Below are 21,471 nucleotides of genomic sequence, written 5' to 3'. Positions count from 1 at the left end.
CCGGGTTACTCCGCGATGAGTTTGTTGTCGATCAGGAATTGTTTCGCCACGTCTTCGATTTCCGCTTTGTCCGGACCGTCGACTTTCCAGTTCATCGTTTGAACGGCGGCATCCGTCAATAGAGGCGCCAACGCGTTCAGCTTCTCCTTGATTTTAGGCTCGGCATCCAGCTTTTCTTTGCGAATGAGAGGCGCAACGTTGTATACCGGGAAGAAACCGACGTCGTCTTGCAGCAATTGCAGCCCCATGCCCGCGATTTGTCCATCCGTTCCAACGGATACCGTTACGTCGGATTCATTGTTCTCAAGCGGTTTATAACGAAGGCTGTAGTCGATCTGGAATTGCTTTTTGAAGGCGAAACCGCCTTGATCGGCGAATATTTTCTGCAAGCCCGGCAAGCCGTCTTCGCGAACGTCGAATTCCTGCGGATAAGAGAGAACGAGCTCTTTGCTGTTTTTCGCCAGATCGGTGTACGTCTTGATTCCGTATTTTTCAGCCGTTTCTTTTTTCATGGCGAAGCCGTAAGTGGCGTTCTCGGAAGCCGGATCGAGCCATTCCATGTTCCATTTTTTGAACCCTTCGCGCACTTTCTCGAGCGCCTTGGCCGAATCCTTCTCCGGCTCCTTCTGCTCCAGCATGACGCCAAGCCCGGTGCCCGTATATTCCGGATAAATGTCGAGATCGCCTTTCTTGAGCGCTTCGAACGTCGGAGCCGTTCCGCCAAGACTTAGTTGGCGCTTCACGTCGATCCCCATGTCTTCCAAAATAAGCGCATACATTTCTCCGATCAGGTGATTCTCGGTGTTGTCTTTCGAGCCGACCGTGATTTTCAGGTCGGACTTGCCGCCTTTGTCGTTACCGCAAGCGGCGAGCGACGTTGCAAGCGCCGTAATGACAAGCAGGGATAACCATGGACGTTTTTTCATTGATAACCTCTCCCTTTTCCTAGTGCGAATAGTTTGTTTTTCTTTGCAAGAAGCTGAATACGATCTCGCTCAGGATGGCGAGCAAGGCAACGGGCACGGCACCGATAAGCAGATAGCTTTTAGACATCATGCTAACTCCGTTGATGATATAGCTCCCGAGTCCCCCGCCTCCGATCAGGACGGCCAGCGTAGCGCTTGCGATAATCTCGACCGAAGCGGTCCGAATGCCCGCCAGCATGACCGGTAAAGCGAGCGGAAGCTCGATCTTCCAAATCGTCTGCAACGGCGTCATGCCCATGCCTCTCGCCGCTTCCTTGACCGCGGGATTAATATCCCGGAACGCGACGTACGTGTTGATGAGGATCGGCGGACCGGCCAATACGGTTAACGCTACGGCTGCCGGAGCGAACCCAACTCCGAGCAACGGCATGGCGAGCGCGAGAATGGCCAGACTTGGGATGACCCGGAAAATATTGATCGCGTTAATGATGTAATTCGCGAGCTTGAGCCTTCTCGATATCCAGATCCCGAGAGGAATGCAGATCAGCATCGCCGCGATCATCGAGAAGGAGCTTAGCCATACGTGCGTTTTCATGTTCGCGAGGAATACCGGAGTGTTCCCCTCGAAATATTCGCGGATTTGATCAATGACTTTCACGGTTCACACCTCCGTTAGTTCGTTCTCGGACTGAGGAATCTTTCAATGACCCGGAACAACAAATCGGCCCCGATCGCAAGGATCGCTATGGTGATTGTTCCGGCAATGATTTTCCCGGTGTGATCGTGATTCAAACCTTGGAAGATCAATCTGCCTAAACCGCCGGCTCCGATCCATGCCGCTACCGTTCCGATGGAAATAATGGAGACGGTAGCGACGCGGATTCCGGCGATGACGACCGGGATGGCCAGCGGAATCTCGATCTTGAGAATAATTTGCCGCTTGCTCATGCCCATCCCCTTGGCCGCTTCGATCATCATCGGGTCGATGCCTTGAAGGGCGGCGATGACGTTGCGGACGAGAATCATTTGGGCGTAAGCGACCAATCCGATCGTTGCCGTCGTAACCCCCAGCCCCGTGTATGGAATGAGCGCCGCGTAGAGCGCCATGCTCGGAATCGTGTAGATGATGCCGAGCACGCTCGTCACGGGCGCCTGCACCTTCTTGATCTTGGCGGCCAGGAAGCCTAGCGGCAACGCGATGCAGAGCGCGATCAGCAAGGAGGTGAACGTCAACGACAAATGCTCCCAGAAGAACGGCATCACCTTGTCGGGATTGTCGAACAGGTAACTCATGTCGACTCACCCACGTACACCTTGTCGTAGGCGTAGCGCTCGACGGCTTCCAAATCCAGCTCGACGCCCAGTCCGGGCGACTGAGGCAAATGCAGATATCCGTCGGAATCGATATTCAGTTTGTTTTGCTGAATGAAGTCCCTGCGCTCCGGAGTCCAAGACGGCGGATCGTACGGAAGCTCTAAATACGGACAGTGGCTGATCGCCGCGGCCAGGTGAAGATTGGCCATGACGCCGATTCCGTTCGTCCACGTATGCGGGCTGAACCATGCGCCGCTCGCCTGCACCATGTCGGCGATTTTCCTTACCTGCGTAATTCCGCCGGTCAGGGCGACGTCGGGCTGGTACACGTCGAGCGATCCGAGGAAATTCATTTCCCGGAAATCGTGCATCCTGCGGTTCATTTCCCCTCCTGCGATTCGAATGCCGCCGACCATTTCCCTTAACTTCGCCAGCCCGCGGAAATCGTGGCTTTGGAGCGGCTCTTCGAGCCAGAACACGCCTAACCGTTCCAATTCCTTCGCGACCTGGTACGCTTTTTTCAAATCCCACGTCGGTTCCGTATCCCATGGCATCTTCCAGCCTTGGTTCGCGTCAACCATGATCTCCAGCTTGTCGCCGACGGCCTTGCGGACGGCTTCGACGACCTTAATGTCGTCCCTTACGTCCTTGTGATGGAAGCGGATCTTCATCGCCTTGAAGCCTTGCTCCAGCAGCAGCTTAGCTCTATCGGCTCGAACCTCCGGAGTGACCATCTCCCCCGTGGAAGCGTATGCAAGAATCTTATCGTTGCGTGCCCCGAGCAGCTTATACGCCGGCTGTCCCGTCGCTTTGCCCATCAGGTCCCACAAGGCCAGATCAAGCGGCCAGCATCTTCCGTAATGAAAATCGATGTTGTCGATGATCTGCGAATGCCGCTCGATGTCGAACGGGTCTTGGCCGATGAACAGATGCTCGTGGCCTTCGAATCCCGTCATCAGGTCGCCGGAGCCGATGCCCGTAATCCCTTCGTCCGTGTGGACTTGCACGACGGTAGAGGCGAACTTCTTGCGCGGATTCGGATCCCACGCCGCTTTGAAAGGAGGATCCAACGGCAGTAAATAATGCTTGATTTCGATTGCGCTGATTTTCATCTCTTCACCTCGCTGTGAGCTTTACGATTCTCATTATGGGGTGCCGCAAGCGCCCTGCACAGACGGTCCATTGCGCAAAGATTAGGCAAAAAGGTGTAAAAAAATTGTGCATTCCACCCTCTTTACGAAAGCGCATACATCTGTATATGAAGTTGTTAAATTCGACTGGCCTATTACCGTGCAACGCACTCGGTGAGTGCACAGGAGGATACGTAAATGAATTACTCGAGATAATCGACTAGCTCTGGCGGGAACGTGGGACTTAGGAGGAATTGCTCGAAATAATCGACTAATTCTGGCGGGAACGTGGGAATGGGGAGGAATTACTCGAAATAATCGACTAATTCTGGCGGGAACCTGAGACTTAGGAGGAATTACTCGAAATAATCGACTAACTTTAATGGGATGGAATTACTCGAAGTAATCGACTAATTCTGGCGGGAACCTGAGACTTAGGAGGAATTACTCGAAATAATCGACTAATTCTGGCGGGAACGTGGGAATGGGGAGGAATATTCGAAATCATTCCGCCTCCAACGGTTGCAAGTCATACTTTGTCGTGAAATGGGTAGTGAATTGGTCTGCATAGTTGTAAATGGAAAAAATCCGCCAAAGGGAATTGGCGGATTACAGAAAAACAAATTTAAATTAAATCCGGATTTTCGGAGAAATGCTTCAAAAGCACGATCGGATCGGTCTTGGACGCGTTCGTGATCGTGATGCCTGATTTGGCGGCGGGCGCCGTCACGAAATACTCGTCGTGGGTAAGCTCTCCGTATCGGATCAACGCGGGCGTCTCGATGTCCCAGACTCCAAGCTTGCCGTGGCCTTGCAACATGTACAAACCGTAAGCGGCGCCGTCCCGTATCGTCACTGTCGCTCCCGGCAGCACCGTCAGGCGTTTCGCGGAGACGAGCTTGCTCTTGTAGCAGATCCACTCCTCCACGTAACCTTCCGCTTCCATTTCTTCGATCGGACGGACGGGCTTCGGAGACATGAAGAACCGTTGATAGAAATCCGGATCCGTATTCGTCTCCCAATCGAGAATATCCATCAAGTAATCGTAGTTGCCGACTTCTTCCGGCGGAGTATCTTTCCATAGCAACGATTCGGGCACCGCATGCTCGCCGTGCAACACCGACTGATACATCGCGTACACGTCCGAAGCGAATTGCGGTTCGTACGTGCACAAGCTGCCGGGCGCGTGAAGGATGCCGGGAGGAACGTCGAATCCGGTATCCAAAGTCAGCTTGTAAGCGCGCGATAGATTCGTGATCTGATTGTCGCCCTTAGTGAAGTTCATTAGCGTTTCCTTCACTTGTTCCTTGGTGACGCCCGGATTAAATCCGAAAAACGTATACGGGAATTCTCCGCCATGGTTGTTCAACTGCGACGGGTAGAAGTACATCTCGTGCTTGCCCTTCTGCCCGACGCGCGCCGCCGCTTCGTCGTCGTGATGCACGTGATGCGGCAACGGATTCAAGTTGTCGAACAGCTTCGAGTAGATCGGCCAGCCTTTGTATTTGCTCCAAATATCGTCTCCGATCGCCGCGCCCTTCAACTCGTTCACGACGTCCTTCAGCAACACTCGCTCTAAACCATCCGCGGAAACGACATAGCTCATTCCCTCGTCCTCCGGCGTCCCCGGTCCGTTCTCCGCGTGAGTCGTCGACGAGAACCAACGCTCGTCAATCCCTCCGCGAGCCAATCCTAGCACGAAATAATCTTGCGGATGCAGCTTGATCCGTTTGCCGGGGCGGCAGAACGATCTTGGAACCCATGCCGGAGCCAGTCTCAGTACGCCTTTGCCTTCTTCCAGCAGCTTCTCTATCAATGAATTCGAACTCATCGTAATCGCACCTCTCTTAGACCGGATAAGCCATCGTCGTCATTAGCGTGTTCTCCGCTTGCGTCGCATCCATACGGCTATACTGAACGACGATAGGAATGTCGCTTTCTACTTTCATCGCATAAGGAACGCCTTTCGGGATCTTCGAGCCTTGCTTCTCCAGCGTATCCGTGCGGACATGTTTCGTTCGCTGGCCCTCGACTACGAACTCTATATTTTCGATCGGATTCTCGTCTTCGAAATATACCGTCACGTTCACCGTTGCTCTGTTCGCCGTGCAATTGACGATGCAGATCGCTTCGTGGCTTTCCAGCAAGCCCGAGCTCCGCACGGGGGTAAACCCGTCGGGAATGATCCACGCCGTCGCGCCGATTTGTTTGCTCATACGCCCTATCTCCTCGCTTACCAAGAATCGACCTCGACGGTCGGATGGAATAAAATTTGTTTGTACAAAATGTTGTTCGGAGCTTTCAGGATGAACTCGATCAACGAGGCGATATCATGCGGCTTGATGAGCGCGTCCTTCTCGTGCAGCCAAGTCCAGCGATCCCACCAGCTTGTATCGATGCCGCCGGGGCATAAAGTCACGACATGAATGTTATCCTTCATTAAATATTTGGAGATGGCGTCGCCGAAGCCGTTCACGCCGAATTTCGTCGCGGTGTAGATGCCGTTGTTGTTATTTTTCGTGTTGAGCCCGCGCGTACCGGCAATGGACGAAATGTTGATAATATGGCCTTGTTGCTGCTTGATCATATAAGGAGCGACGTGTTTGGAGGCATAGATGACGCCTTTGAGATTAACGTCGATCGTCATATCGATGTCCTCTTTCGTAATCTCCTCGAACGAAGTATCTACTCCCGCTCCCGCGTTGTTGACGAGAACGTCGATAGACCCCCATGCCCGCTGAACCTCTTCCACCGCTTTGGCGATCCCGTCATAATCGGTGATGTTCAAAGCAAACGTCATGCATTCCGTGCCCATCCCGCTGATTTCTTCCCGCAAGTTCTTGAGCTCGTCTTCATTGCGGGCGATTGCGGCCACTTTCATGCCCAAGCTCGCGAAGTGGGTGCACACTACCCGTCCGAGCCCCCGGCTCGCGCCGGTGACGATCGCGGTTTTATTCCTTAACGTGTCTCTCATGTTGTCGTTTCCTCCCGAGTTTACAAAATGGTATAGCCGCCATCGATGACGAACACGCCTCCGGTCGCATAAGTCGAAGCATCGGACGCCAGAAATACGGCGATGCCCTGCAGTTCGTCGGGGGTTCCAGGCCGATGCATCGGGGTCAGCTTCATCCACTCTTGCACCATGGGGCCGTTCTCTTCGAAATAGGGAGCGGTCATTTCCGTCCTCATATAACCCGGCGCGATCGTATTCACTCTGATGTTGTATTTCGCCCATTCCGACGCCATGCTCTTCGTCAGCATGATGACGGCGGCTTTGGACGTGTTGTATGCCGCTTGATATTGGGGAACGTTGGACACGAGCCCCGACATGGACGAGATATTGACGATAACGCCGCTATTCTGGGCGATCATGACCTTGCCGACCTCTTGCGAGACAAGGAACACGCTGTTCAGGTTAACGTTCATGATTTTCTGCCAATCCTCGTAGCGCATCTCTTCTAAGGGAACGTGGATGCTGATACCCGCGTTATTGAATAGAACATCGATACGCCCGAAGCGGTCCATCGCCTTCGCGACCATCCGACGGACGTGACCCTGATCGGTCACATCCGCTTGGACGGCAATCGCCTCGACGCCTTCCCTCGTGAATTCCTCCGCGGTTCGGCGAGCTGCGTCCGAATCGATGTCGGCGATGACAAGGCGGGATCCCGCTTGGGCTAACCCCTGCGCCATCGCTTTGCCTAATCCGGCGCCGCCGCCGGTTACGAGAGATACCCGGCCGTCTAGACGGAACTTGTCGTTGATTCTCATGCGCCGTAATCCTTCCTTACTTCAAGTATTGATCTACGTTGTCTTTGGTCACGAGCTCGAACGGTACGAACACTTCTTTCTCGAACGTTTCTTTGTTGATGATTTTCAGAGCCGTCTCCAGCGCTCCGCCGCCTTGCGCCGCCGCGTTCTGGAATACCGTCGCGTCCAGTCGTCCGTCTTTCACCGCTTGCAGGGCATCCGCGATCGCGTCCACGCTGACGAGAACGATGTCTTTCTTAACGCCCGCGTCTTCCAGCGCCTTCAACGCGCCCATGCCCATCTCGTCGTTCTGAGCGAATACGCCTTGAATTTGACCGTCGTGCGCTTGAAGCCAGTTCTGCATCAAAGTCAGCGCCTTATCGCGGTTCCACTCGGCGGTCTGCTCCGCGATCAGCTTCATGTCGGGGTACGTTTTCAGAGATTCAACCGCGCCTTCCGTCCGATCGATTTCCGCCGATTGGCCTAGATGGCCGTGCATCATCACGATATTGCCTTTGGAACCGAGTCTCTCGGCGAGATAATCGATCGCCATTTTCGCGGACTCTTGGTCTCTGGATCCGACGAACGCGTCCGGCGCGGATTTCGTTACCGAGTTGACGTTAATGATCGGAATGCCCGCCTCTTTCGCCTTATCCACCGCCGGAGACGAAGCTTCGGCTTCGATCGGGTTAAAAATAATGGCATCTACCTTCTGCGCGATAAAAGTTTCCACTTGCTGAATTTGTTTGTTCGGATCTTTCTGTCCGTCATTGATGATAATCTTGACGCCCAATTCCTTTCCCTTCTCTTCGATTCCTTTAGCCAGCGTTGCCGTAAATTCGTTCGCCAAGTTCAGAATACTGACGCCGATGACGATTTTTTTGCCGTTGCCGCCTTCGTCAGCAGGGGAGCCGGACGCGTTACCGCCAGAATTGTCTTTATCGTTGCCGCAAGCCGCCAGCATGAATGCCAGCAATAATACCAACATCAAACTTAAACTCTTTTTCATTTTCATGACCTCCGATAAGTGGTTTGATTTAGGTTGAAACGATGAGACTCCGAGTCTGAAGCGACGACTCTGGATGCCTTACTCCGGCCAATGGACCGGCAAACTCCCGTCAACACCTCCCAAGCTTAATCAAGCGCCGATTCCTCAAGATTTCCGGTCGATCAGCAACGCTCCGACGATAATCAAACCTTTGATGATCTGTTGGTAATAGGAAGGAACGTTGAGCAAATCCAAGCCGTTGTTAATGACCCCTATAATGAGCGCGCCGATGATCGTGCCCGTGATTCTTCCCGAACCGCCCGACAAGCTCGTTCCGCCGATAACGACCGCCGCGATCGCGTCAAGCTCGTAACCGACGCCGATGTTCGGCTGGCCGGTCTCGATGCGAGCCGTTTGGATAATGCCGGCAACGCCTGCCAATGCCCCGCACAGAATGTACACGTATAGCTTGATTCGATGAACGCTGATGCCCGACGCCCTGGCCGCTTCTTCGTTGCCGCCAACCGCGTACACGTATCGGCCGAACACCGTCTTGTTCAAGACGAACAAGGAAATGAGGAAAATAACCAATACGATAAGAACCGGGATCTGAATGCCTAGGAATGTGCCGCCGATTGCGTTAAAAGACGGAGAAAGATTGGAAATCGGCCGGCCGTCGCTGACGACGAGCGCGCCTCCTCTCGCGATCGTCATCATGCCCAAGGTGACGATGAACGGGGCGAGTTTTCCTTTGGTTACCATAATTCCGTTCACGAACCCGATAAGCAGCCCACCCAGAATACCGAGCAGGATCGGGATGAACAAGCCGTCCCCCGAACTGGCGAATAAGGCGGCTAAACATCCGGTTAACGCGACGTAGGAGCCGAGACCGAGATCGATGCCCCCGATGAGAATGACGAAGGTTACGCCGATGGCTAGAATGGCATTAATGGAAACTTGGTTAAGCACGTTGAGCAGATTACGTTCGGTCATGAACACTGGAGACATGGAGGCGAATACGGCACATAAGAGCACCAATGCGAGCAATAACCCGTATTTTCTTAACAGATCGCCTGTGAAAGTTGCTTTAATCGTTTGGCCCATATGAACGACTCCCTTACTTTTGCTTCTCGGACGCGTTTACTTGCCGAAGGCGTGCGCCATGATTTTTTCTTCGCTTGCCTCTTCCCGCGTGAGTTCGCCCGTGATTTTCCCTTCGTGCAGAACGACGATTCTGTCGCTCAAGCCCATAATCTCCGGAAGCTCGGAAGAGACGACGATAATCGCTTTCCCTTGCTCCGCAAGCTGCGAGATCAGCTTATAAATTTCCGATTTCGCGCCGATGTCGATACCTCTCGTCGGTTCGTCGAGAATCAACAGCTCGGGATTGCCCAGCAGCACTTTGCCGATAACGATCTTCTGTTGGTTGCCACCGCTCAGATTGCCCGCTTTCTGATCGCGCGTCGGCGTCTTGATCGCAAGATCCTTAATGATGCCGTCGGCGATCGTCTTCTCTTTCGCGTCCGAGACAATCTGATAACGCGTGCACAGCCGAAAATTGGGAAGCATGATGTTCTCCTTCACCGATAACTGCAGCACTAGCCCGAGCGTCTTGCGATCCTCGCTGACAAGCCCGATCCCTTGCCGCATGCCGTCCTTCGGGTTACGGATCGTAGCGGCGGAATCGCGAATCCGAATCTCGCCGCTGTCGCTTCGGTCCAAACCGTAGATGCAGTTGACGACCTCCGTTCGACCCGAGCCCATCAAGCCTGCGATACCGAGAATTTCCCCTTTGCGGACCTCGAAGGAAATATTCTCGAATACGCCCCGTTTCGTCAGATTCCGAACGGCGAGGACGGCCGCACCGTACTCCGGCGTTCGCCGAGGGAACAAGTCGGTCAATCGCCGCCCGACCATCATCGCGATCATCTGGTCGATATTCGCGCCTTCGATCGGTTGCGTGCCTACGAATGTCCCGTCCCGCAAAACCGTAAATTCGTCGGCGATGCGGAAGATCTCGTCCATCTTATGGGAGATGTAAATAATCGCGACGCCCCTCATCTTCAGCCCTTCGATAATCTTGAAGAGGCGTTCGACCTCCCGGTCGGAGATCGCCGAAGTCGGCTCATCCATAATGATGACGTCCGACTTATAAGAGATCGCTTTGGCGATTTCGACCATCTGCCTCTCGGAGACGCTCAAATCCTTCATGAGCGTACCGGGATCGAGCTTAACCCCGATCAGATTCAAATAACTTTGCGTGTCTTCGCGAAGCTTCTTCCGGTCGACGACTCCCCACCTGTTTTTAGGTTCGTTGCCGAGGAACAAGTTCTCGGATACGGTCATGTTAGGCACGTAGGACAATTCTTGATGAATCATCGAGATGCCCGCGTCGATCGCGCTTTTGATATTGGAATGCGCCAGCCGTTCCCCTTTGAAAATGATCTCGCCGTCGTATTGCGTGTACATTCCGATCAATATTTTCATCAACGTGGACTTCCCGGCGCCGTTCTCCCCCATCAGAGCGTGAACGGTTCCTTTTTTAACCGCGAGGTTTACGTTTTTCAATGCATGAACGCCCGGAAAAGTTTTCGAGATATTGTTCATCTCCAACACGTTCAAGTCGGCACCCATGTTCGCATCACCCTGTCTGGAACGGATTCGGCATAGCCCGCTTGCTTGCCTAAACGAATCTTATATCCGGCGCCTCCCGATTACATTTCGATTTCTTCCGATTGTCGTTCTATTTTTGTCTGATGCGTTTTCCGTTCGGCTAACTCTATTTATCTTTTTGGACGTTGCTTTCGTTTTTGTCGGGATTCAAGGTTAGATACTGGCGCGCCCGTGAAAATGTGATACCCTATTCAAGTACGGCAACTATCGCGGAGGTGCGAGGAACATGCGGAAGGCATCTATTGTATGGACGATCATGAGCTTATTGCTGCTTCCCGCTTGCTTCGGCGGAACAAGGAACGATGCATCCACAGCCGGTCCGACGCCCGTAGCGAGCGTTCCCGCGGAGCAAGCGACGACTCGTCCGATCAGGCTAGGCTTTACGGTACTCGGCAGCTTCGAGTTTACGGATATGATTAAAGACAAATTAGAGGCGGAAGTCGCTTCGCGGGAAAATATCGTATTGTTCTCTTACGAGGGTCAAGCGAACGCGGAGCAGCAGCTTGCGGACGTCAAAGATATGATCGCCAAGGACGTCGACGTCATCATCCTGAATCCGGTTAACGCCGCGAAGTCCGACGTCGCGGTTAAGATGGCCGTGGACGCAGGTATCCCCGTCGTCGGAATCAACACGATTCCGGATACCGATCTTCTTACGACCTACGTAGGATCCAACGATATTCAAGCCGGGGAAATTCAAATGCAATTCATTGCGGAGAGCTTGGGCGGGGAAGGAAACATCGTCATTCTAAGGGGCTTGCCGGAGCAATCGTCCCAAATCCAGCGGGCCAGGGGGATTCTGAACGTCCTCGATAAATACCCGAATATCCGCGTACTCGAAGACGAAACGGCTAAATGGTCAAGGAACGACGCTTATGAACTCATGAAAAAGTGGCACGAACAATACGGTTCCAAGATCGACGCCGTCGTTTCCCATAACGACGGAATGGCGCTCGGCGCGCTGGATTACTTGAAGGAGGCCGGAATCCGGATACCTGTCATCGGCGTGGATGCGATACCCGACGCCTTGCAGGCGGTCAAAGACGGAGAGCTGACGGCAACCGTGTTCCAAGACGCTCTCGGGCAAGCCAAAATGGCCGTTAACCTGGCGATTAACATCGCGCAGAACGGCCAAGTGGCGAAAAGCTATTTTATCCCCTACCGGCTAGTGACCCAAGAAAACGTCGATTACTTCAGCGCCATCCGCTAATCCGGCTTTGGGCTTACTTTCCGGTCAGCCGCCTTTCGTCTTCTGGTATTCCCCCGGCGGCAGGCCCGTCATCTTCTTGAACAGCACCGTAAAATAAACGGGGTCCTTGATGCCGACCAGCTCGGCGACGACGGATGGGCGTAGTTCATGATCGACCAACAGTTTTTTCGCCTTCTCCGTGCGAATGTGATTCACGTATTTCTTGAACGTCCATCCGGTCTCGTTCTTGAACAACTCGCTGAAATAAGTACGGTTCAAGAAAAATTTCTTCGATATCGATTCCAGCGTAATGTCCTCGAAATAATACTGCTCGATATACTTCAGCGCCTGGGAAATCATCTGCCTCGATTCTCCCTGATTGCGTTTGGATGCGGCTTCTCCGATCTGCACCGCAAGAACGAGCATTTCCTTCCCAAGTCCGACCGAATCCGATACGCGCTCAAGCAGCCGGGAAAGTCCGGGCATTCTCTGCCTCATGGACTCGGGATCCACGAACAGCTTATCCAAGCTTTGTTCCAGCGCGTAATAAGCGACGGCCGCCGCTTGCCTCGGAGACTTCCATCTATCGAACAAGGCTTGAATGAGCCCCGTCAGCTCCTTGACGTTCCGATCCTCGATCGCCGTAACCAGCGAATCCAAGTCAAGTTCCGAAGCGACTTCCGTCACCCAGTCGTCATCCTCGTTATCTCCCATGTAATTTACTTGCGCCTTCGCTCCCGCAATGTCGGCTTGTTCCACCGCTTGCCGGTATACGAGTCCGACGGATCGTAGCGATTGAAACATTTGGGTCACGAGCAACTGAACTTGAATTTTACCGAATTGCCTCATATTGTCTAGCAGGCACTCCAAGAGAACTTTCAAGTCGGCGATCTCGCTTTGCGAATTTTCCGCCTCCGGCATGCCGATCAAGCAAACGTACTCCCCTTCCTTGTGCTCATGAGGGAAACAATGAATCGGCTTCGGCAACGTATCGCTAACGATATTCTCGAACACGAAGAAAACCAGCTCCGGCTCCTCCAAGAATCGGGATTTCGTCTTCGCGTAATCCAAGACGCGCACCAAGATCATCAAGTAACCGGGGTAATCAAGGGAAATTCCCAAATGACCTAATTTCTCCGCGGCCTGCAGAGCCGATTGCGGCTTCAACAGTCTGTTCATGAATTGATGTTTAAGCAAGGGAACCGCTTGGTTGAGCAGCATGCCGTTAGAGATGTTCCGGCTATTCTGTTCAAGCTCGTAACGAATCGATTGAATCGTCTTGCGAAGCGCCTTCTCCAGATCTTCCTTAATGACGGGCTTAAGCAAGTAATCTTCCGCTCCGTTCCGCAGAGATTGCAGAACGTATTCGAAATCGGAGTAGCCGCTTAGAATGATGACTCTAACTTTCGGAAATTGCTCGCTCAGGATCGGAAGAAAACGATACCCCCCCATTCCCGGCATTCTCATGTCCAATAGTACGATGTCGGGCATGTCCTTCTTCATCATCTCTAGCGCCTGCTCCGCGTTCTCCGCCTCTCCCGAGATTTCGATCGGGAGCTCGACGCCGCGCAGCTTCCCGATCAAGCTGCGCCTGACTCCGATTTCATCCTCTACTACCAATATCCTTACCGCGAAATGCTGTTGCATGTCTGAACCCTCCATCATTTTGCCGGTATAGCGGGAAAACGGATCGTAATAGCCGTCCCTTCTCCCTCAACGCTGCGAATGGCGAAATCCAACTGGTCTCCGAATAAAATTTTGAGCCTCATATATACGTTCTTTAATCCGACCTTCCTTCCGCCCGCAGGTTCATAGAAGGTCGTATCCGACTGATGCTTGAAACGCTCGAATTCCTCTAATGCTTCCGGATCGAATCCGGTGCCGTTGTCGACGATCCGAATGACGATCTCATCCTTCTCTTTCCTCACATCGAGACGCACGGTCGCTTGCCCCAGCTTCTTCTCGACTCCGTGTTTAACCGCGTTTTCTATGAGCGGCTGAAGCGTGATTTTTAATATTTTGAACGGGAGCGCCTCCCGGTCTATGTCCTGCTCGACTTGAAGCTTGTCCTCGAATCGGCTCTTCAAGATCAGGAAGAAGTTATTGCAGTTATCGATTTCCTCCGCAATGCGAACTTCTTCCGATTTCAAATCGATGTTGTAACGCAGCATTTTACTGAGCGATTGGGTAATGTCCGAGATTTGCGTCACCCGCTCGTAATCCGCGATGCCGCTAATGACCTCCAGCGTGTTGTACAGGAAATGAGGATTAATCTGCATCATAAGAGCCTTCAATTCGGCGTCTTTCTTATGCAGCTCCATCTCGTATTGCGTCTTCACCAGTTGTTTGATCCGGCCGAGCATGGACTCGAAGCTTTTGCTGAGCAGCCACGTTTCGAGATTCGATTCGCTGATCGGGATGTTCGTCGTCAATCGGCCTCGTTCTACCTGCTGCATCGCTTTGCTTAATTGCTTGATCGGCCGGGAAATGTAGAGCGACAGCACGAACGACAAGCCGAAAACAAGCAGGATCGATAGCAGCATAATCGAGATCGTAATATTGCGAATGGAATCGACTTGGCTATTGATGATCGATAGCGGAACGGAGCTAACCATATATGCGTCCTTGTTCGGCATCATGCTCGTCAATACCATATTATCTCGGTCGACCGTCTCTAAGTCTTCCTCCCCCGTGGAAGTCAGCGATGCCGTCGTCTTCGCGAGCCAAGCCGGACTCGCGATCTTTCCGATCTGGGCGCGGTCGGTATGGTACAGAATTTTACCTTCCTTCGAGATGAGCTGAATCGTGCTGCCGTCCCGCTTCTCGAACGGTTGGAACAAGGAAGCGAAGGATTCCAGCTCCTTATCGAAGCTGATGTAACCCATTCTTTTGCCGCTGAAAGGATTAATAACCGGTTTGGATGCGACTAGACTCATCAAGCCTTCGCGATTGATCGGATGGACGTCGAAGATTAGCTTGTCCTCCCGATTGTTCAGCATGGCGTTGCGCCAAATCAGATCGGCTTCGGAATTGTACGAATACACTTCGTAGGTTTCTTTGTTAAAAGCGCTGCTAATGAAATGCCCGTTATCCGAGAACACGCGAATGCTGAGAAAGTTTCCCGTCGCTTCGAACGTGCTGTGCAAATAATCGTTGATTTCCATGATGTTCTCCACGATGAACGTATCGAAGAAGTATACCTTTTCGTTCAATCGGATATTGTTGTTCACCATCTGCGAAGCGAACTTATTGGCATCGATCTCGATATTGTGGAAGTACAGCTCGTAGTTGCTGACGATTTCCTCCATCAATTGTTCGTTGCTGTTCTTGACCTCCTGCGCGATCGTCGCCGAGGATACCCGAAAGGTAATGTAACCGACGATGACGATCGGGATAAGCGTAATGATCATGAAGGTAAAGAACATCTGAAATTGAATGCTCTTCTTGTTAAGCGCGCGGTTTAACAGGCTGTGCACAATCTTAGGGATCACCGGGCATGCTCCTTCTGTATGGCTATGACGAATGTTAACCATTTCGTTGCCGCTCCGCTTAATCCTTTTAACTTTCTTCGGAACGCGATATGAATTATTACAATTCGTAAAATAAAGCAATCCCCGCTAGTTAATCCAGCGGGGATTGTTCTGTTCTCTGTTCGCCGTTTCTCCGCTAAGGAGCCAACAGCTTATTTTTCACAAGGAAATCCCGCGAAGTCTTCGTGATATCCTTCTGCAAAATATCGACCCGGTACATTAAGTCCAACATGTTGTCGTTCGTAATATACGGCGTCAAGCTTTCCAGCGTCTCGCGAATGTCGGGGTAACGTTGCATCGTTTGTTCCAAAATAACCGGAGCCGCATCGTAAGGAGGGAACACTTTCCGGTCATCCTCCAGAATAATAAGATCATTCTTCTTAATGCGCGGGTCCGAGCCCATACCTACCGCGACGTCTACGCGACCATCCTTGACCGTCTGGGACAATAAATCGGATTCGATCGCAACGACCTGATCGGTCGATAGCGAGAAATCGTAAATTTTTTTCAACCGCTCAAGCCCGTCTTCCCGTTGCAAATATTCGCTGTTCGTGGCGAACTTCATTTTGGTGTTACCGGTGCGAATATATTCGGCAAGATCGCTGATTCTGTAGATGTGGAGTTGCTCGGAAATATCCTTACGCATCAGAAGCGTCCAGCTGCTGTTGAATCGACTCTTCGAAAGCCATACGATCCCTTTCGCCGCATCGGTGCGGGAAACTTCGCGATAGGCTTGTTCCGGGTCGTATAGCGAAGACTTCTTGTGATAATAAATTCTCGCCGTCGTCGTGTATTCCCAGTACATATCGGCGACTCCCGCCTCCATGGCGGTTCGGACCGCCTGACTGTCGAGAAACACCATTTCGTTAACCTTATACCCTCTGTCCTTGAGAAGCAACGCGCTCATTTTCATCAGCAAATATTGTTCGGTAATCGATTTGGACCCGATCGTGACTTCCCCCCGGGAAGCCGGGGCAATCGGATCCTGCTCCCGCGAATCCTTCCCCGATTGGCAGGCGGAGAGGATAAACAATACGGTAATCACGAGCAGGAGCCGCCTCATCTCTCGATCCTCTTCATCTTGTAGATCAAGGCATTGCGGGATATTCCGAGCAGTTCGGCGGCTTTGCTCTGGTTTCCTCCGGTTTTTTCCAGCGCGCCCGTGATCATCCGACCTTCCACTTCTTCCAATACGTCGTACAGCTTTCCTTGAAGCTGCAGGTCATCGTTCGATTTCGCGTATTGACCGACCAACGACGAGGGGAGATCTTCCACGTCTAACGCTCCGTTCACTTTCAGCAGATGCATCCGTTCGATCAAATTCATCAGTTCGCTAATATTCCCTTGCCACGGCCAATCCACCATCAGTTGCATCAGTTCGTCGGAAACCGTGAGCGGCTTGCCGTACTTGGCATTCAGTCGATCCAGTTTCTGACCGACGAGCAGCGGAATATCCTCTTTCCGCTCCCTGAGCGGGGGAAGCTCCAACTCCACTAGATTCAGCAGGTAATACAGATCGTCGCGAAAACGGCTTTCCTTCACGAGCTGCTTCAACGGTTGCCCCGTCGACGTTACGAGCCGCACGTTCACCGTTATCCGCTGCTGCGTATCCGGGCAGATCATGCTTTTCTCTTCCATGAGACGGTACAAATGGGCCTGATTAAGCGGAGTCAAATTTCCGATCTCCTCCAGAAACAGCGTTCCCCCGTCGGCGGCGACCGCTTTGCCCGAGGCTCCGAACAGTTCCCGCTCCAACATCGCTTCCGGCATGGAGCTGCAATTGACGTAGAGAAACGGCTGCTCCTTCCTTCGGCTGCGATCGTGAATCCACTTGGCCAGCGTCGTCTTGCCCACGCCGCTTTCCCCGAAGAGCAGCACCGGGGCGTCCGTCATCGTGATTCGGTCCAGAATCCCTCTTACTTCCTGCATCTTCGGACTCTTAAAGACGACGTCGCCCGATAGCTCGTCGAACGAACGGTAAGCTTCCCTTACGATATCCGCCAACTGTTTCAAGTCGAACGGCTTATTCAAATAGTCGGAAGCTCCCCATTTGATCGCCAACACGGCATTCTCCACGTTGCCGTAAGCGGTCAGCATAAATACTTTCGTCTCGGGGGAAAGCTCCTTGATTTTCTTCAGCACCTCGAGCCCCGTCATGTCCGTAAGCATAAAGTCGAGGATCACGACCCGGATCGGCTGCTGTTGGATTTTACGAATCGCCGATTTGCCGTCATAGGCTTCGTAAGTGACATAACCTTCCCGCTTCAGCTTAAGCGCGATATTACGGCAAAGCTTGATCTCGTCGTCTACGATCAGTACGCCGGGCGTCGTCATTCGTTTACCTCCTCCATACGCAGGGAAAACCGGCATTTGACCGCCGTCCCTTTATTTCTAGCATTGTTCATTTCCAGGCTGCCGCCATGTTCCTTCATAATATCCTGCGCGATCGAGAGACCGAGACCGTTGCCCGTCTCTTTGGTCGAAAAGAAAGGATTAAACAGCCACTGCAGATGCTCCTCCGAGATCCCTTCGCCTTCGTCCGCGATCTCGACCCATACTTCATGCGGCAATACTCCGATTCGAATGTCGATCGTTCCTCCGTGCGGCATAGCCTCCATGCTATTGACGAGTAAATTCAGAAAGACCTGAATCAATTTGTTCGTCTTGCCGGGAATCGTCGGGACGTGCTCCGCGAAGTTTCGTTCCACCGTAATGCCGAGTTCATTAAACTTAATCCGCAGCAAATGGAGAACGCGATTGAGCAATTGATCCAGATGAACGGGAACCGTTGCTTCCTTCTTCGTCTTCGCCAAGGTGAGAAACTCGTTAACGATCGAAGTCATTCTGGCGATCTCGCTATCGATGTCTTGCACGAGAGTAGGTACCCATTCCGAGTCGGGATTCAGCTCGATCTCCTCCCTTAGCAACTCGGACGAGCTCGATAACACCGCGAGGGGATTTTTTAATTCGTGCGCGATTCCGGTCGTGATCTGCCCGATCAAAGCAAGCTGCTCGCTTTGTTTGACATGCGACTCCAGCATGCGAATTTGCGAAATATCCTGAACGACGGCAAGTACCCCCTCGGAGAAAGCGGCGGTCACTACTTTCAGTATACGGGAAACCCCATCTTCGTCCGCCCAAGTCACTTCCTTGTCTCCCGAGCTCGCGTCCATCGTCAAGAATCCATACTTCGGCAGCTCTTTCAACCTTTTTGCTTCCCATTCTTCTTCCGATAGACCGAACAGATCGACCCATTTCCGATTCACGCGGGTCACTTCGCCCGCCTCGTTCAATGTAATCAGCGCATACGGGATCCCTTCCACGATATCCTGAAGAAAACGATGGCTGCGAGCGACGCGGTCGTTCATGTCCTGAAGCGACCGGATCAACTCCCCGATCTCGTCCTTGCGCTTCATCATCGGTTCGGGAAGAGGCGAAGGCGCTTTCTGGCTCTGAATACGCTGCGCGAACTTGGTCAGCTTCAAGATCGGAACGAGAATTTGCCGGCCGCCGACCAGAATCAGACAGATAATAAGAGCAAAGAACCCTAAATAACTGTAAGTAAGCGCCTTCGAAAGCGTTTGCACGGACGTGAACGCGAATTTCTCCGGAACGCCGAGCGCCAACCCCCAATTTTCGCGCATCGTCTGATAAGTCATCACGCTTGGCGTTCCCCGGTAATCCTCCTGCACCGAGCCCGAATCGCCTTTCATCAACAATCGGACGATCGGCTCTTCCGAGAAATCCAAGTTCCAATCCTGATCGCGGGTAGACGCGATCACTTTGCCTTCGCTGTCGGTAATGAAGCTGAAGCCTTCGCGGGTTTCGCTCGTGCTACGTAGAATGTTGGATAGGAAGTTGCGGCTGAGTTCCGCTACTAATACGCCTAGAAACTTACGATCGTCGTAGAACACCGGAATCGCGACCGTTGCCGTCTTCTCGGTTCTCACGTTGGAAACGAGTCCGGATACGACATACGTGTAACTCCATTTGACGTGGTCGAATTTCGCGTAGTCATACGGAGTATCTTGTAAATTAGGCCGGAAAGGAGCCTCGAACTTCATATTGCGATCCGTATCCAGAAAATAAATCGACTGGATAATCGTGCTCTTCGAGATCGCCTGCTTCGCTCTCGCGTACATCGCCGGAAGGTTCAACTCGTGTTGATCCGATAAACCGGCAACGAGTTGCAGCTGGGAAACGACGTCGTTCATCTCGCTGTTCACCCGATTAACGATGAGCTCCGCCATAATTTCGTTATTTTCAATGATGTTCTTCTGCATGACCCGTTCCGAATACCGAATGATGCCTTGGTGGATAGCCACGGTCGGTAAAATAAGAATCAACACGAACACCAACAGGAACTTGCGCGTCATTTTCATAAATGAATTGTACACCCCGCGCCCGATAACCGACAATGGCAACTTCAGCCTGTTAGCTGTATCTTTTTTCAACACTGCTGTTTAATTTTTGCGCAATTTTCGTGACAAATTCGTTTTGTGTAATCTAATAGGACGAAAATAGCGGCGCAGACAAATCTCTGCACCGCCCTTTTGACGTTGGGAAATGATTATTTCGCTTAGCTTCGTCGTTTAACCGCGCACTTCCGCGACGGCATAGCGGTTTACGGGAATCGGCAAACCCAAATTTCCGCGCAGCGTGTCCGCCTCGTATTCCGTGCGATAGATTCCACGCTCCTGAAGGATCGGGACAACCTCCTCTACGAAATCGCGCAAGGCTTCAGGCGTTGAAGAATAGATGATAAATCCGTCGGCCGCCTCTTCTTCGTGCCATTGCTGGAGAAGATTCGCGATTTTCTCCGGCGTGCCGATGAATTCGCTGCGAGGGGTTGCCGTACGTATGGCTACTTGCCGAAGCGTCAAATTTTGCTCTTTCGCGGTTTGCTTGATTTTGTCCGTTCCGCTACGGAAGCTGTTGGAGCCTAAGTCGCCCAGTTCGGGGAACGGTTCGTCCAGAGGGTACTGTGAGAAATCATGATGTTCGAAAAAACGGCCTAAATATTCGAGCGCCTTGTCGATCGTAACCAGATTAGCGAATTCCAAATATTTGCGCTCCGCTTCCTCTTCCGTCTTCCCGACGATCGGACCGACTCCTGGAAGGATGGCGATATCGTCTCTCGAACGGCCGTTAGCAACCGCGCGATCCTTCACGTCCTTATAGAACCTCTTCGCCTCTTCGATATTCTCGTGCCCCGTAAAGACGGCATCCGCCCCTTTGGCCGCTAAGGCTTTGCCGCTTTCGGAAGAGCCGGCTTGGAATATAACCGGATGCCCCTGCTTGGAGCGCGCGATGTTGAGCGGGCCTTGTACCGAAAAATACTTCCCTTTATGGTTCAGCCTATGCAATTTCGAGGGATCGAAAAACACGCCGGATTCCTTGTCGCGGATGAATGCGTCATCCTCCCAAGAATCCCATAACCCGCGCGCGACATCCAGAAACTCTTCGGCGATTTTGTATCGCTCGTCGTGAGAAGGATGCTCCGGTTTGCCATAGTTCAGAGCGGAACCTTCGAGAGGGGAAGTGACGACGTTCCATCCCGCGCGCCCTCCGCTAATATGATCGAGCGAGCCGAATTGTCTAGAGACGGTAAAAGGCTCGCTATAAGAACTGGATAACGTACCGACGAGACCGATTTTTGTCGTGACCGCGGCAAGCGCCGACAAGATCGTCAACGGCTCGAATCGGTTAAGGAAATGAGGAATCGACTTCTCGTTGATATACAATCCGTCGGCGATGAAAACAAGATCGAATTTGCCCTCTTCCGCGATCTGGGCCTGCTTCGTATAAAATCTGAAATTAACGCTGGCGTCGACGGGCACCTCGGGATGCCTCCACGCGGAAACATTGCCGCCGACGCCATGAATGATGGCTCCGAGTTTCAATTGTTTTCTTTTTCCCATCCTAATTCCTCCCCATAATGGTTGCCGTTTCGGTATGTCCCCTATGCCAA

The 21,471-nt window shown here is 52.5% G+C and carries 18 protein-coding genes; 1 reads left to right on the top strand and 17 read right to left on the bottom strand.

What is annotated here, in order from left to right:
* Window positions 1–5: 5 nt before the first annotated feature.
* From HH215_RS33955 to HH215_RS33905, 11 genes are all read right to left on the bottom strand, one after another.
* Window positions 6–926, bottom strand: coding sequence for an ABC transporter substrate-binding protein (locus HH215_RS33955; protein WP_169283944.1), 921 nt, complete (start codon window positions 924–926; stop codon window positions 6–8).
* A gap of 19 nt (window positions 927–945) precedes the next feature.
* Window positions 946–1,584: an ABC transporter permease gene (locus HH215_RS33950; protein ID WP_217362265.1), complete on the bottom strand. Its 639-nt coding sequence runs from the start codon at window positions 1,582–1,584 to the stop codon at window positions 946–948.
* Window positions 1,585–1,598: 14 nt separating this feature from the next.
* On the bottom strand, window positions 1,599–2,219 hold the full coding sequence (locus HH215_RS33945) for an ABC transporter permease (protein ID WP_169283943.1): 621 nt from the start codon (window positions 2,217–2,219) through the stop codon (window positions 1,599–1,601).
* Window positions 2,216–3,352: a mandelate racemase/muconate lactonizing enzyme family protein gene (locus HH215_RS33940; RefSeq protein WP_169283942.1), complete on the bottom strand. Its 1,137-nt coding sequence runs from the start codon at window positions 3,350–3,352 to the stop codon at window positions 2,216–2,218. The genes HH215_RS33945 and HH215_RS33940 overlap by 4 nt, the downstream gene beginning before the upstream one ends.
* A 643-nt stretch (window positions 3,353–3,995) precedes the next feature.
* Window positions 3,996–5,201, bottom strand: a complete 1,206-nt coding sequence (locus tag HH215_RS33935; protein ID WP_169283941.1) for a cupin domain-containing protein — start codon at window positions 5,199–5,201, stop codon at window positions 3,996–3,998.
* 16 nt (window positions 5,202–5,217) lie between these two features.
* The gene (locus HH215_RS33930) at window positions 5,218–5,586 is read right to left on the bottom strand and encodes a sensory rhodopsin transducer (RefSeq protein ID WP_169283940.1); all 369 of its coding nucleotides are present in this window, start codon (window positions 5,584–5,586) and stop codon (window positions 5,218–5,220) included.
* Between the two features lie 17 nt (window positions 5,587–5,603).
* Complete coding sequence (locus tag HH215_RS33925; protein WP_169283939.1) at window positions 5,604–6,344, bottom strand: SDR family oxidoreductase; 741 nt, start codon at window positions 6,342–6,344, stop codon at window positions 5,604–5,606.
* 20 nt (window positions 6,345–6,364) lie between these two features.
* On the bottom strand, window positions 6,365–7,141 hold the full coding sequence (locus tag HH215_RS33920; protein ID WP_169283938.1) for an SDR family NAD(P)-dependent oxidoreductase: 777 nt from the start codon (window positions 7,139–7,141) through the stop codon (window positions 6,365–6,367).
* Between the two features lie 16 nt (window positions 7,142–7,157).
* Window positions 7,158–8,129 carry a substrate-binding domain-containing protein gene (locus tag HH215_RS33915; protein ID WP_169283937.1) on the bottom strand — a complete coding sequence of 324 codons (972 nt, stop codon included), beginning with the start codon at window positions 8,127–8,129 and terminating at the stop codon, window positions 7,158–7,160.
* 144 nt (window positions 8,130–8,273) lie between these two features.
* A complete protein-coding gene (locus HH215_RS33910; RefSeq protein ID WP_169283936.1) occupies window positions 8,274–9,212 on the bottom strand; it encodes an ABC transporter permease in 939 nt (312 codons plus the stop codon).
* Between the two features lie 36 nt (window positions 9,213–9,248).
* Window positions 9,249–10,742 (bottom strand): sugar ABC transporter ATP-binding protein, encoded by a 1,494-nt coding sequence (locus tag HH215_RS33905; protein WP_169283935.1) that lies wholly within the window; start codon window positions 10,740–10,742, stop codon window positions 9,249–9,251.
* Between the two features lie 265 nt (window positions 10,743–11,007).
* Between HH215_RS33905 and HH215_RS33900 the strand changes: the two genes are divergently transcribed.
* On the top strand, window positions 11,008–11,991 hold the full coding sequence (locus HH215_RS33900) for a substrate-binding domain-containing protein (protein WP_169283934.1): 984 nt from the start codon (window positions 11,008–11,010) through the stop codon (window positions 11,989–11,991).
* 24 nt (window positions 11,992–12,015) lie between these two features.
* On the opposite strand, the gene HH215_RS33895 is transcribed toward HH215_RS33900, so the two are convergent.
* The 6 genes from HH215_RS33895 to HH215_RS33870 form a co-directional block, all read right to left on the bottom strand.
* Window positions 12,016–13,617, bottom strand: a complete 1,602-nt coding sequence (locus HH215_RS33895; RefSeq protein WP_169283933.1) for a response regulator — start codon at window positions 13,615–13,617, stop codon at window positions 12,016–12,018.
* 14 nt (window positions 13,618–13,631) lie between these two features.
* Entirely contained in the window at window positions 13,632–15,461 is a 1,830-nt protein-coding gene (locus HH215_RS33890; RefSeq protein ID WP_169283932.1) for a sensor histidine kinase, read from the bottom strand.
* A gap of 175 nt (window positions 15,462–15,636) precedes the next feature.
* Window positions 15,637–16,563 (bottom strand): ABC transporter substrate-binding protein, encoded by a 927-nt coding sequence (locus tag HH215_RS33885; RefSeq protein ID WP_169283931.1) that lies wholly within the window; start codon window positions 16,561–16,563, stop codon window positions 15,637–15,639.
* Window positions 16,560–17,834 (bottom strand): sigma-54-dependent transcriptional regulator, encoded by a 1,275-nt coding sequence (locus HH215_RS33880; RefSeq protein WP_169283930.1) that lies wholly within the window; start codon window positions 17,832–17,834, stop codon window positions 16,560–16,562. The genes HH215_RS33885 and HH215_RS33880 overlap by 4 nt, the downstream gene beginning before the upstream one ends.
* Window positions 17,831–19,882, bottom strand: a complete 2,052-nt coding sequence (locus HH215_RS33875; protein ID WP_169283929.1) for a PAS domain-containing sensor histidine kinase — start codon at window positions 19,880–19,882, stop codon at window positions 17,831–17,833. Before HH215_RS33875 ends, HH215_RS33880 begins: the two co-directional genes overlap by 4 nt.
* A 210-nt stretch (window positions 19,883–20,092) precedes the next feature.
* Window positions 20,093–21,421: an LLM class flavin-dependent oxidoreductase gene (locus HH215_RS33870; RefSeq protein WP_169283928.1), complete on the bottom strand. Its 1,329-nt coding sequence runs from the start codon at window positions 21,419–21,421 to the stop codon at window positions 20,093–20,095.
* Between the last annotated feature and the right edge of the window lie 50 nt (window positions 21,422–21,471).

The organism is Cohnella herbarum (assembly GCF_012849095.1).
GTDB lineage: Bacteria > Bacillota > Bacilli > Paenibacillales > Paenibacillaceae > Cohnella > Cohnella herbarum.
The sequence above is the reverse complement of the archived record's forward strand: the minus strand, read 5'-3'. Positions and strand labels throughout refer to the sequence as shown.